14 protein-coding genes and 2 pseudogenes are annotated in these 12,667 nt (G+C 37.1%); 6 read left to right on the forward strand and 10 right to left on the reverse strand.

Annotated elements, in window-relative coordinates; translation table 11 throughout:
* From G468_RS0113865 to miaE, 3 genes and pseudogenes are all read left to right on the forward strand, one after another.
* Window positions 1–230, forward strand: a 230-nt coding sequence (locus tag G468_RS0113865) for an ATP-binding protein (RefSeq protein ID WP_026822599.1), incomplete at its 5' end; no start/stop codon positions are given.
* 61 nt (window positions 231–291) lie between these two features.
* A pseudogene (locus G468_RS23040) lies at window positions 292–707 on the forward strand (DDE-type integrase/transposase/recombinase); the annotation flags it as partial.
* Between the two features lie 57 nt (window positions 708–764).
* Window positions 765–1,066 (forward strand): annotated as a pseudogene (miaE, locus tag G468_RS23045) (tRNA isopentenyl-2-thiomethyl-A-37 hydroxylase MiaE); the annotation flags it as partial.
* 59 nt (window positions 1,067–1,125) lie between these two features.
* Here the strand turns inward: miaE and rpoS are convergent.
* From rpoS to ftsB, 8 genes are all read right to left on the reverse strand, one after another.
* Window positions 1,126–2,115, reverse strand: coding sequence for an RNA polymerase sigma factor RpoS (rpoS, locus tag G468_RS0113870; RefSeq protein WP_026823618.1), 990 nt, complete (start codon window positions 2,113–2,115; stop codon window positions 1,126–1,128).
* A 54-nt stretch (window positions 2,116–2,169) separates the two neighbouring features.
* Window positions 2,170–3,213: a murein hydrolase activator NlpD gene (gene nlpD / locus G468_RS0113875; protein WP_026823619.1), complete on the reverse strand. Its 1,044-nt coding sequence runs from the start codon at window positions 3,211–3,213 to the stop codon at window positions 2,170–2,172.
* 154 nt (window positions 3,214–3,367) lie between these two features.
* The gene (locus G468_RS0113880; protein ID WP_034250046.1) at window positions 3,368–3,994 is read right to left on the reverse strand and encodes a protein-L-isoaspartate(D-aspartate) O-methyltransferase; all 627 of its coding nucleotides are present in this window, start codon (window positions 3,992–3,994) and stop codon (window positions 3,368–3,370) included.
* Entirely contained in the window at window positions 3,988–4,749 is a 762-nt protein-coding gene (surE, locus tag G468_RS0113885; RefSeq protein ID WP_026823621.1) for a 5'/3'-nucleotidase SurE, read from the reverse strand. The genes G468_RS0113880 and surE overlap by 7 nt, the downstream gene beginning before the upstream one ends.
* A gap of 824 nt (window positions 4,750–5,573) precedes the next feature.
* The gene (gene truD / locus G468_RS0113890) at window positions 5,574–6,623 is read right to left on the reverse strand and encodes a tRNA pseudouridine(13) synthase TruD (RefSeq protein ID WP_026823622.1); all 1,050 of its coding nucleotides are present in this window, start codon (window positions 6,621–6,623) and stop codon (window positions 5,574–5,576) included.
* Window positions 6,589–7,101 (reverse strand): 2-C-methyl-D-erythritol 2,4-cyclodiphosphate synthase, encoded by a 513-nt coding sequence (gene ispF, locus G468_RS0113895; RefSeq protein ID WP_026823623.1) that lies wholly within the window; start codon window positions 7,099–7,101, stop codon window positions 6,589–6,591. The genes truD and ispF overlap by 35 nt, the downstream gene beginning before the upstream one ends.
* Window positions 7,102–7,124: 23 nt before the next feature.
* On the reverse strand, window positions 7,125–7,853 hold the full coding sequence (gene ispD / locus G468_RS0113900; RefSeq protein WP_026823624.1) for a 2-C-methyl-D-erythritol 4-phosphate cytidylyltransferase: 729 nt from the start codon (window positions 7,851–7,853) through the stop codon (window positions 7,125–7,127).
* 91 nt (window positions 7,854–7,944) lie between these two features.
* The gene (gene ftsB, locus G468_RS0113905) at window positions 7,945–8,238 is read right to left on the reverse strand and encodes a cell division protein FtsB (RefSeq protein ID WP_026823625.1); all 294 of its coding nucleotides are present in this window, start codon (window positions 8,236–8,238) and stop codon (window positions 7,945–7,947) included.
* Between the two features lie 446 nt (window positions 8,239–8,684).
* On the opposite strand from ftsB, the gene queD reads away from it, so the two are divergent.
* The gene (gene queD / locus G468_RS0113910; RefSeq protein ID WP_026823626.1) at window positions 8,685–9,047 is read left to right on the forward strand and encodes a 6-carboxytetrahydropterin synthase QueD; all 363 of its coding nucleotides are present in this window, start codon (window positions 8,685–8,687) and stop codon (window positions 9,045–9,047) included.
* A gap of 42 nt (window positions 9,048–9,089) precedes the next feature.
* On the opposite strand, the gene queE is transcribed toward queD, so the two are convergent.
* Window positions 9,090–9,764 (reverse strand): 7-carboxy-7-deazaguanine synthase QueE, encoded by a 675-nt coding sequence (gene queE / locus G468_RS0113915; protein WP_026823627.1) that lies wholly within the window; start codon window positions 9,762–9,764, stop codon window positions 9,090–9,092.
* Window positions 9,765–9,934: 170 nt separating this feature from the next.
* Here queE and G468_RS0113920 point away from each other — a divergent pair, with 170 nt between their 5' ends.
* Window positions 9,935–11,308, forward strand: coding sequence for an amino acid permease (locus tag G468_RS0113920; protein ID WP_026823628.1), 1,374 nt, complete (start codon window positions 9,935–9,937; stop codon window positions 11,306–11,308).
* 94 nt (window positions 11,309–11,402) lie between these two features.
* Here G468_RS0113920 and G468_RS0113925 read toward each other — a convergent pair whose 3' ends face one another.
* Window positions 11,403–12,191, reverse strand: a complete 789-nt coding sequence (locus tag G468_RS0113925) for an endonuclease/exonuclease/phosphatase family protein (RefSeq protein WP_026823629.1) — start codon at window positions 12,189–12,191, stop codon at window positions 11,403–11,405.
* Window positions 12,192–12,480: 289 nt separating this feature from the next.
* Between G468_RS0113925 and G468_RS0113930 the strand changes: the two genes are divergently transcribed.
* Window positions 12,481–12,667 (forward strand): helix-turn-helix domain-containing protein (locus G468_RS0113930; protein ID WP_026823630.1); only part of this gene is annotated, 187 nt, incomplete at its 3' end.

Here is a 12,667-nt window from a genome sequence, read left to right on the forward strand (position 1 = left end):
GAGAAGAAGCAAACCTGTTTTTCAATGTGATTGCCAAGCGTTATGAGCATGGCAGTGTCATATTGACGAGTAACCTATCATTTGGGCAATGGCCAAGTGCTTTTGCTGATGACGCAACATTAACTGCCGCTATGCTTGATCGTTTACTTCATCATTCGCATGTACTGCAATTAAGCGGTGAAAGCTACCGATTGAAAGATAAGCGGCGCTCAGGAGCAATAACTGAGTAAAACAGTGGATCAATTTTGATTGATCGGATTTAGATAAAAAGTGGATCAGTTTTCGGTGATCGTTGACAACAGAGGTCACTCCATTGATTTTTATCTTTTATCACGTCGTAAAACTAAAGCGGTTTATCGGTTTTTTGATAAAATCCTCAATAACGTGAAAAAGTAGCAGCTTCCCCAATTTATTAATATGGACAAAGCGCCTGCATATAGACATGCTCTGGCATTACTGAAGCAAGCGGGCAAATGCCCGCCAGACGTTGAGTACTGACAGATAAAATATCGAAACAACGTGATCGAATGCGATCATGGCAAACTGAAACAGATAAACAATGCCATTTAGGGTTCAAATCGATGAACACGGCTTGCGCGACGATAAAAGGAATTAAAGTGATTAGGGCGCTGCATAGAGGTCAAGCAGAACCCTTTTACTATGGCCATCCCTTAGATGAGGTACATCTGGTGAACAGACTTTTTTAAATGTAATTCTCTGTTATTATATAAAAGCGCTGTACATACCCATGTTTGCAACAGTGCCATATTAGTCATCATGAACCAAATACATTAATTGATAAACTGATCATTGGCGCTTATATCGAAGCGCGCTCTTGCAAGCGTTTTGCTAAACTTGCCCCCATCTCGAAACACCCTTAGCTAAATTCTATATTTCACTACTCAGATCAGAATTTCGCCACTATCAAGATTATTTAGTTTTAGCGCAAGCTATTTCTAATGAAAACATTCAGCAAAAGATCCCATATATTGCTAACATCGAGGCTGAATTAATCCAAACGCCGGATAGCGATTTTAAATTTCATGGCGGCGTGCCTATCTGTTGACAAACAAAAAGGTGGGTTTTCCTCCCACCTTATTAATATTAGCGATATTGAAAAAGATATTAGGTCTTAAATAAAGATTCCATACTAAGGCCTTGATTATGCAGAATATCTTTTAATCGGCGCAAACCTTCAACCTGTATCTGACGAACACGCTCTCGAGTAAGGCCAATCTCTCGCCCTACTTCTTCTAACGTTTCCGATTCATAGCCCAATAAACCAAAGCGTCGCGCTAATACTTCACGCTGTTTTGCATTAAGTTCAAACAGCCATTTAACAATACTCTCTTTCATATTGTTAGCCTGGATAGTTCCTTCTGGCCCTGAATCGTTATCATCAGATAACACATCAAGTAACGCTTTATCTGAATCACCGCCGATTGGCGTATCAACAGAAGAAATACGCTCGTTTAGTCGTAACATCCGACTAACATCATCTACCGGTTTGTCTAAGCGTTCTGCAATTTCTTCAGCACTTGGCTCATGATCAAGTTTCTGAGCCAATTCTCTTGCAATACGCAAATAAACATTTAACTCTTTAACGATATGAATCGGTAAGCGGATAGTTCGCGTCTGATTCATGATTGCTCGTTCAATAGTTTGGCGGATCCACCATGTTGCATAAGTTGAAAAACGAAAACCTTTTTCCGGATCAAATTTTTCAACCGCCCGAATTAATCCAAGATTGCCTTCTTCAATTAAATCCAGTAGGGCAAGACCACGATTACTATAGCGACGAGAAATTTTTACAACCAAACGTAAATTACTCTCAATCATACGCTGAAGTGATGCTGCATCTCCACGTAAAGCGCGCCTTGCATAAAATACTTCTTCTTCCGCTGTCAGAAGAGGTGAATATCCAATTTCACCAAGATAAAGCTGAGTTGCATCTAGAACGCGTTGATTAATATTTTGAAATAAATCTAAATCATCATCTTGCTCTAGATTTAAGTCCTCTTCTTTTAGCAAGCTTTCATCGAAAGCTTCCGCATCCATGCTAGTTTCGTCTAAATCGTCATATAACTCGTTAACTTTTAGCGAATTTTGGCTCATCAGTCACTCCTACCCTTGATAATGCAGACAGCATTGACAAGCAATCTGTCCAAGTTATCGCTGCGAAAGATAACGCAACGGGTTTACTGATTTTCCCTTGTAACGAATTTCAAAATGTAATCTTACCGAACTTGTACCGCTGCTACCCATAGTGGCAATCTTTTGCCCTGCCTGAACCTCCTGTTGATCACGAACTAATATAGTATCATTGTGAGCATAGGCACTCAGATAGTCATCGTTATGTTTTATTATTATAAGATTTCCATATCCACGTAATGCATTTCCAGAATAAACCACTCTTCCTGCTGCAGTTGCAAAAACAGGCTGACCACGCGATCCAGCAATATCAACGCCTTTATTACCGCCTTGCACATCAGAGAAAGATTCAATCACTTTCCCTTCGGCCGGCCAGCGCCACTTACCTACGGAATTCACTACGCTATTACTATTTAAGCCCGAAGATGCTGTTGTTGCAGGCGGCGTAGAAGGTGTTAATGGCTTGGTTGCTCTCGGTAACATCTTACCTGAATTTTGTTCACTGACAGATGAAGCATACGCATTAGTTGGCTGAGAATCAACATTTGTATTCGGAGTACGATTAGCAACCACTATTTCTGCATCGGTAGAACTGTTATCAATATTAAGTACTTGTCCAACATTTAAACTATAAGGTTCTGTAATTTTATTACGTTGCGCTAGATCACGATAATCATTGCCTGTTATCCAAGCAATATAAAACAGGGTATCACCTCTTTTAACGGTGTAAGTGTTACCACTATAGCTTCCTTTTTGGATATTATCATAATTTCGGTTATAAATTATTCGACCATCGGTATTAGTCTTAGGTGCTGGCATCACTGGCTGATATATACTACTATTTTGATTACTAACAGAAATATTTTTAGGAGAAGAGGGTGTTGGCGTACTTTTGGATGATGCATTGACAGCAGGATAAGTATTAGTCGGGCGGCTACTATCATGGACACTACTAATTGGTGCGGCTGGATGATATGGTGTCGAGCACCCTATTAACATTATGCCTGTTATTATACTGATAGTTGCCCAGCGAATCGCAAATTTTGGGCTGTTAAAATTCATACTTCTTCTCCCATGAAGACAAATCTTGAATAAAAATCGATAATGTAAGTCATAATCGACAATTTATTGCGCTAGCTAAATAATAAATTATTATGTTTATTAAAGCAGAGATTAGTAAAACCTTAAATTATCTATCGCTAAAATATTACCTATTTCATGCCAAACTTCCAGGGATTAAAGGAACAAATCGCACCGGTTCTACTGTTGTAGCATGAAAATCATTACCCTGGCGTTTAATTACTTTTAACATCTGTTTTTTCTCACCGACAGGCAATACCATTCGGCCACCATCTTTCAACTGTTCAAGCAACACAAGAGGGAGTTCTGCTGGCGCCGCTGTGACAATGATACCATCAAAAGGCCCCTTAGAAGCCCATCCCAGCCAACCATCTCCATGACGTGTTGAAATATTATGTAGATCAAGTTGTTTTAATCTACGTATCGCATTCCATTGTAATCCCTTGATACGTTCTACCGAAAAAACCCGCGCGACAAGATGCGCTAAAATGGCGGTTTGATAACCCGAACCAGTACCAATCTCTAATACATGGTCCGTGGGAGAAAGCGCAAGTAATTCCGTCATACGAGCAACAATATAAGGTTGCGAAATGGTCTGAGAAAAACCGATAGGTAAAGGAATATTTTCATAAGCTTTATGTGAAAGTGCTTCATCGACAAAACGCTCACGAGGAACTTTTGCAATAGCTGCCAATAGCGCTTCATCTTTAATCCCTTGATGGCGTAGTTGTGTCAATAAATCTCTCATTGACCGTTTTAGCATTCCTCACTTGCCTCTGCTTTTAGTAACCAATCTTTAACAACTTGCTGATCCTTATAAGCGGTTAAGTCCACTTGTAACGGTGTGATAGCAACATATCCCGCTGCTACTGCAGCAAAATCAGTATCTGGGCCAGCATCACATATTTCTCCGACAGGCCCTAACCAATACACCATATCTCCCCTTGGATCTTCAGATGAGTAAACTTTCTGAGCAGCGTGACGACTACCACACCGTGTTACTTTGTAACCTTTAATTTCCGCCATAGGAATATCAGGAACATTAATATTAAGAATATTACCAGCTTTTAATGGCGTTTTTTGTAATAATTTTAATAAATGACAAGTTACCTCTGCCGCTGTTTGGAAATGTGTTTCGCCGTTCAATGAGACCGCAAGTGCCGGTAATCCAAGATGACGACCTTCTGTCGCTGCTGCAACGGTACCAGAATAAATAACATCATCACCCAAGTTAGGTCCATGATTAATACCCGAAACGACGATTTCAGGAGAGGGGCGAATAAGCTGATTAACGCCTAAATAAACGCAATCCGTTGGTGTTCCTTGTACTGAGATATCTCCATTGGCTAACTTGGCTATTCGTAATGGTTTATGAAGTGTTAATGCATTTGATGCTCCACTTCGATTTCTATCAGGTGCAACAACCTGAACGAAATAATATTTACGTAACGCAGTTGCGAGCGTTTGGATGCCAGTTGCTGTTACACCATCATCATTACTTAGCAATATCCTTAGCATTATTGTATCCCATTGATTTATATTGAACGATATATTAAGAACCAGGCTATTTTATCCAACTATTATCATCTATGATAAAAAAAGATTATGGGTTGAAAATAGCGTCAATAATAGATTACAGCAAGAATATCATTAAGTAACAATAAAAATACATCAAATTATGATAGAAAAATGAAGGTCTAATATTAGCGTAAGTGAATGTAATAAAATAACAATATAATTTTGTTTCTTTTAACAACTGACTGAAAAATAATAAAATATCTAATTACAATTATTGTTTTTAAATAACATCAACACGAGAAGTCAAAATAATATCCAGTGAATATCCTATCCTAACCAAATATCTAACTAGCAATACAGTAATCAATAAAAATTTATAATAAATATTAAAAAAGTATAAAGGATGGTTGATTAAATACTATTAACAAGACCAGTCAATAATGGACAAAATAAGTAAATTAACTTTTATAAAAACAGGAATACCATCATCCGAGCTATTAACCGCTAATTTTTTATTAAACTTATTGATTAAATTTTAATATTTTCACTTGCTCTTAATGCCTATTGTGCAAATTTGATCACCTATTTTCAGTCAATTTTGTTTTGACTTCAGTTAATAACAACATTATCTAATTAAGCGTTGTAAGCAAGCCGTAGCATCTAACTGATAATGTCAAAATAGAATTTTTACCTTAATGCAGCTTATTGCAAAAAAATGCAATATCTTTAAAAAAACAACCAGTTAATATAATTATTAAATTTCAAATCTTATTATATAAATATAATAAGAATTATCATTGGCAACATTATTTTTTAATTGAATACTATTCGTCAATATCAATAATATTTTTAGTAGATTGATTAATCAATTCTCTTATTACACTGGTGGCAAAACTACCTTTAGGTAATGAAAAAGACAGTTTTAGGGTTTGCTTTTCTAACCATTCCCAATGCATATTTTGTGGAACAACAATGATCGCTCGCCGGATCAAATTTGTTCGTTCTGCTTGCAGCAATGGCAATAAAACAGAAAAATGGGTTAAACATTGTTGTTCAAACAGTTTCGCTACTGATTGAGTTCCTAATTCTTTTTCACCATAAAGCGGAGCTGTGATTTGGATTGCACCAGCCTGCAATCTCTCTTGTAATTGAGGTAATTCTTCACGCTTAGCAACAAACCAACTGCCACTACCGGTTAATTGCATAACATCACCGTCTATTATCTGATGTATTTTATTATTGAGTATCCGTTCGCTGACGATAAAATTAAATATAACACTCCGAACAGCAGAGAGATAAAAACTACGTTTGTTTCGCTGCTTAACTTCAATTTCACCTTTTGCCCAACGCTCAGCTTGCACAAGATTATTACCCGCTCGACCAAAACGCTGTTCACCAAAATAGTTAGCTACACCCAATATTTTGATTTGTTGCAAACGTGTTTCCACCGCTCGCTGATCACTAATTTGTCGAAGAGTTATCTCAAAATCATTGCCTTTTAATGAACCGATACGTAATTTACGTTTTTGTCGTTTCGCTAGCAAAATTTCACATCCTGCTAGTGAAAACTGATTAATATCGGGGTCTTCCTTACCTGGCAAATGGAGACAAAACCACTGTTCAGTCACTGCTTGCCGATCTTTTAACCCAGCATAGCTGACACTACGTGAAGAGATACCAACAAAACGAGCCAGCTGTTCGGCTACAAATTGAGTATTACAACCCTTTTTTCTAACATAAACCATGAGGTGCTCACCCTCACCTTCAGGCAAAAATCCGAGATTTTCACGCACAATAAAATCTTCAGCGGTTAATTTTATTGCTCCGCTTGCTACTGGTTTACCATGCAGCCACTGAAGTGCTGTCACCGTCATGACTATTATCCTTTACTAATAAAGCCACCGCTTCACAAGCAATGCCTTCTTTTCTACCAATAAATCCAAGTTTTTCCGTCGTGGTGGCTTTAACATTGACATCATCAATATGGCAACCAAGAGCATCTGCTATATTTTTGCGCATATCAGCAATATATGGCAGCATTTTAGGTGCTTGAGCAATAATTGTGATATCAAGATTACTTATACAATATCCTTTTTTTAACACCTGCGAATACGCCTCGCGTAACAAATTGCGGCTATCTGCATCTTTAAAAGCGGGACTGGTATCAGGAAAGTGTTTACCGATATCACCTAATGCTGCTGCACCAAGAATAGCATCTGTTAATGCATGTAAGGCGACATCGCCATCGGAATGCGCTATTAATCCTTGTTCATAGGGAATTTTCACTCCACAAATTGTAATTGGGCCATCTCCACCAAATTTATGCACATCAAATCCATGTCCAATCCGCATGAACGATACTCCTAACAATAGTCTTATAAAGCGCGGGAAAGGTAAAACTCTGCTAACATCAAATCTTCTGGTTGAGTAACCTTCAAATTATCAACTCTACCTTCCAGCAATTGAGGATGGTAACCGCAATATTCAAGCGCAGAAGCCTCATCGGTAATTACTGCTTTTTGCGCTAATGCTTGAGTCAAACAGTTTTTGATTAACGCTAAAGGAAAAAATTGTGGCGTCAGCGCATGCCAAAGTTCACTTCGTTCAACAGTATGACTAATATCTATTTTTCCTTGAATTGAACGTTTCATGGTATCTCTTACTGGCGCAGCCAAAATACCACCATAAGAAGATTGCTGACTATCAATAAAATGAATAATACTATCTAAATCAGCTTGATGTAAGCAAGGTCGAGCTGCATCATGAACTAAAACCCAACAAGGATCTAGCTGTAAATTGTCTGATAAATAATTCAGTCCAGCCAAAACTGAATCAGCCCTTTGACAACCCCCAGTGATGGTTTTAATTTTTGGATTTTTCGCAATAGCTAATTGATGAAAAAAAATATCATCTTTATTCAACGAAACAATAATTTGGCAAATTCTTGGCTGCTTAAGTAAAGCAGATATACTATGCTCAATAATTGTTTTCCCCGCTACTTTCAAATATTGCTTGGGACAATCAGCTTTCATACGACTGCCAATACCAGCGGCAGGTATTAAAGCAGCAACCTGCATTTTATGATTAGATATGAATTTATTCATTGTTGTAGACTATTTTTATGAATCACTACTTTTTCGTCATAATGTTTTTAAATATTTTGGTGGCCCGACAAAATATCATTAATTAAAAATTTTATTTATGTTTGGGAAAAGAATTCTCATTCACTATACGGTAAAAAGACTCTCCAGGTCTAATCATACCAAGTTCAGTTCGAGCTCGCTCCTCAATCGCTTCACGTCCCTCATTCAAATCATCTATTTCAGCAAATAAACGTTCATTGCGTACTTTAAATGTCATGTTCAACGTCTCTAGCGCTGCAACTTCATTTTTCACACGCAAATAGTCATGGACACCATTCTTACCAAACCACAGTGAATACTGTAACCAGCAAAGCACCGCCAACAATATCAACGCTAATTTCCGCATCGAAGCCCTCTGCAAGACTCACTCATCATCCCACAACTTATCCCATGAGGCTACCGATCACAGATAAGTTATTAATAAAAATTGACAAATAAACCTGAAATAGAGTCAAACGGGTATTTTTATTGACAAAGTATAGCTTAGCTATATGTCAAAAAAAAGTTTGTTTTTACCGACTAACAAGTTAATTAATTTAAAATATTTTGTTGGGCAAATGTTTTTCTAATTTGGAGTAAAAATTGTGCTGAAAAATCTTTTCATTTTATTTTATATTCATTAAGTTATAACACAACACCAAGATAATAAGATAATATAACCCTATCTCATTTTTAAAATGATTAAATTATCTTTAATTCACATAATGAGACTAATTAATCAAAAGTTTCTAATATAAAAAATGCATTCATCCAGATAAAATGTTTGCATTAATCCAATTGATAGGTGCCATAATGAGCGCAACAATTTTTAAAGACTTTCAATTTGAGGCTGCCCATCGACTACCCCATGTTCCCGCAGGACATAAATGTGGACGTTTACATGGGCACTCATTTATGGTCAGATTAGAATTAACCGGTGAAATTGATCCACAAACAGGCTGGGTCGTTGACTTCAGCGATATTTCTAAAGCTTTTAAACCTTTATGGCAACAATTAGATCATCATTATCTTAATGATATAGAAGGGTTAGAGAATCCTACCAGTGAAGTTATTGCACGTTGGATTTGGCATAAAATGAAACCGATGTTGCCACAATTAAGTTCGATTATGATTAAAGAAACGTGTAATGCAGGTTGTATTTATCGCGGTAAATAAACGCAACTCTTTATTTTCAGCACCATTTGGTGCTGAATATTATTAAGCGATATCTAAATATTTATGCATTTGAACTGACAAGCGCCAATTACGCTTAATACAGGTTTCAATACAAAGGTTAGTTGCATTTGCGTTTTGACTAATCGGTTGCAAACAAATATGCGGTGCAGGGTGATTGGGCGCAAGCTGGTTAATCAAATATTCTAATGCATCAATATCTCTTTGGCGACCGACAGGATGTTTAATTTCATTGGCCCGATTTAACGCTGCCGGTAATATCTTATAACCCCCACGCATCGCCACTTTTGGCGATACGGTTACCCACGTTTTTTCAGAACAATAAATATTATGTGTTCCACTTGTTTCAATTTGACACTGATAACCTTTTTTTTCTAAGTTAGTAGTTAATTCAGTGAGATCATATAAACAAGGCTCTCCACCCGTAATTACGATATGACGTGCGGTGTAATGATTCTGTTCAAATAAATCAATAATTTGTTCTGAGCTACACGTTGCCCATTCCTCATTGTCGCTCTTTTTAGCTAAAATTATCGATAATGGCCGTTGCTGTTGCTTATTTTTAGCCCAAGTATGCTTAGTATCACACCAACTACATCCGACTGGACAACCTTGTAAACGAACAAAAATTGCTGCTACTCCAGTAAAATAGCCCTCTCCCTGTATTGTTTGAAAAATCTGATTAATTGGATAATCCATAACGTTCTCTAAAATAACTTAATAATTTGCCTATTATTGCAGATATCTATCCCTAGAACACCTTTCTTTATGTTATGGTAAACAACTTGTGCTTTGTAGTTATCAAAACCCTTTAGGTTGTGAACTGGGAGCATATCCAGCACATTAAAAGTAAGATGGAAAGACAACACATGAACAATACAAATCAACTTAAACGGGGATTAACTGGCAGGCATATTCGCTTTATGGCGTTAGGCTCCGCAATTGGTACAGGGCTTTTTTATGGTTCAGCCTCAGCGATTCAGGCTGCAGGACCTGCAGTACTGCTTGCCTATATGATCGGTGGAGCCGCAGTTTTCATGGTCATGCGAGCTCTCGGTGAAATGGCGGTTCATCATCCAGTACCTGGGTCTTTTTCACAATACGCCAGCCACTATATGGGACCATTAGCCGGTTTTCTAACTGGATGGAATTATATTTTTGAGATGTTAATTGTCTGTCTAGCCGACATAACCGCTTTTGGAACTTATATGCGTTTTTGGTTTCCGCATGTTGATCAATGGATATGGGTATTAAGTATTGTTCTTTTTATTGGCGCATTGAATTTGTGTCATGTGAAAATTTTTGGCGAAATGGAATTCTGGTTATCAATTATTAAGGTAATTGCCATTATTGCAATGATCATTGGCGGCGGTGCAATTATGTTATTCGGTTTCGGTCAAGGTACCGAACATCATGAAACAGGTTTATTTAACCTTTGGCAACATGGTGGTTTTATGCCAAATGGCATAGAAGGAATTATTGCTTCGTTAGCAATCGTTATGTTCGCCTTTGGTGGTATTGAAGTAATCGGCATTACGGCCAGCGAAGCTAAGGAACCAGAAAAAACCATCCCTAAGGCCATTAATGCTGTACCATTGCGTATATTACTATTTTATGGTTTAACGCTTTTTATCTTAATGTGCATTTTTCCTTGGAACCAAATTGGGCAGAATGGTAGCCCATTTGTGCAAATTTTTGCCAATTTAAATATCACTTCTGCTGCGAATATGTTAAATATTGTTGTCATTACGGCTGCCATATCTGCTATTAATAGTGATATCTTTGGAGCGGGACGAATGATGTATGGTATGGCTCAAGAAGGACAAGCTCCTCGCTCATTTATGAAAGTTAGCCGCACTGGTGTCCCCTGGATGACCGTGGTTGTTATGTCGGTCATCATGCTAATTGGCGTTTATCTCAATTATATTATTCCACAAGATATTTTTGTAATAATTGCCTCTTTAGCGACATTCGCTACCGTTTGGGTTTGGTTAATGATATTACTTTCTCAAGTTGCTATGCGCCGAAAAATGAGCGCTGAAACAGCAAGCAAACTGAAATTTAAAGTTCCATTTTGGCCGATTGGTCCACTCATCACCATCTTATTTATGATGTTTGTCATCGTGCTGTTAGGCTTTTTTAAAGATACACGCGTTGCACTGATCGTAGGAATGATTTGGATCGTATGCTTGTCAATGACTTACTACTTATTTGTTAAAAAAGAGAATATATCAACAAAATAACATTAATAGCTTCTATCATAATCAGATCGCGAACATAATGTTGAAAATAGAAGTGCTGAATCAGTATTTCTATTTTTTTGTTCTCTTATTAAAACTATTTGATACTAAATTTGACACAAATGGGATTATGATCAGAAGATTCCGTTTTAATCACTTCTGCATCGAGAAGAGTCAGACTACGATAAAAAACATAATCTAATGGGTAACCAAAAATTATAGTGCGCACATCGGGATCAAAATTGACCTCTTTCATTCGTAAACTGCGCGTGAAACGTTTAAGTGCATTAATACGTTGGCGACTCCAAGTATTAAAATCTCCAGCAAAAACCACTGGCCCTTGATGTCTTTTAATATGCTCCCCGATATTGTGTAACTGCCGACTATAAATATCTACACCAAAACTAAAATTAACCGCATGAATATTAATAATCATCAAATTTTGGCCATTATGTAGCGGATAAACGGTAATTAACGCTGATTTCGGTAAACGAAGTAACGGTTCTTTTTCGCGCAAAGGACAACAATAAATGGGATGGGATGTTGCTAGCGTCATTACTCCAGAAGCGTGTTGAGGGAAAACAATTGCCGGTACTTGATCAGCGACTAAATGTTGAGAGACGACAAAATCAATAAGTTGAGGTGAGGTTTGCGCTTCTTGTAATAAAATTAAATGTTTATCTATGACTAATTTATTTAAAACTGAATACCAGTTTGGACGTTGCTGTTTATAAATATTCCATGAAACAATGCTTAACTCATCACTTTCTGAGAATAGTGGCATCCCTATAGGTAAATCATCGTCGAGCGTATATTCAGATACAGGTAAAATACGCTTTGCCGGTTGGCCTGCAATATAGCGCACAGAATAAATTTTTTTTGCCACCTCAAATAGCCCTTAAAAATCGAATATTTATGAACCTAGCTAATACATAGATAATAGATAAAACTCATCATTTAGAAGCATAATTACATCCTAAAGTTCAAGAAAAATAAAAACAAAATACTTTATAAAAAACTATTTATATATTTAACAAGTTGTTTTTAATAAACGACAAAAGCCCTGTGATATTTTCACAGGGCTTACTGTCACCGATCATGCAAAACTGATCCACTAACGATCATCTAAAACTGATCCACTTGGTATTATTCGCACATTTTTGTACGGATAATTTATGTTAACCAAGGAGATATTTGTGGATATTCATGTTCGCTTTGCACAAGGACAAAGCCTTCGAAAAATTGCCAGTGAGTTGGGTATATCCCGTAACACCGTAAAACATCATTTACAACAACAGACAATGCCAACTTATGCTAAAAGAAGTCAACAACCGACTAAATTATCCCCCTTTAAACCTTATT

The sequence above is a fragment of the Arsenophonus nasoniae DSM 15247 genome (assembly GCF_000429565.1).
GTDB classification, from domain to species: Bacteria; Pseudomonadota; Gammaproteobacteria; order Enterobacterales; family Enterobacteriaceae; genus Arsenophonus; species Arsenophonus nasoniae.